Source organism: Pseudoneobacillus rhizolycopersici (assembly GCF_054786815.1).
Genome location: NZ_JBTOOE010000142.1, coordinates 1 through 260 on the forward strand (window position 1 = coordinate 1; position 260 = coordinate 260).

1 protein-coding gene is annotated in these 260 nt (G+C 50.4%); it reads right to left on the minus strand.

What is annotated here, in order from left to right:
• Nucleotides 1–260, minus strand: a 260-nt coding sequence (locus tag ACX9YW_RS23175; RefSeq protein WP_460351097.1) for a histidine kinase dimerization/phospho-acceptor domain-containing protein, incomplete at both ends; no start/stop codon positions are given.

A 260-nucleotide genomic window follows, 5' to 3' on the forward strand; every position in this document is an offset into this window, starting at 1 on the left:
CAGGAACAATATCTGCTTTTCATCGCTCATATTCCTGTGTGCCAGCATCGTCTCCACACTGACCCTGATTGATGCGACCGGGGTTTTCAGTTCGTGGTTTATGTTATTCGTGAGTTGCTTTTTGATGCGTTCCTTTTCAAGCTGTTCATGGAGGGCTGCGCGATGTTCGCTGTCCCTGTCAGCGACAGCCTGTTGCAAACGGGCATAAAGGCGGACAATGTGGTTTGAAATCTCGCCAAGCTCGTCATGGGGGAACGGTT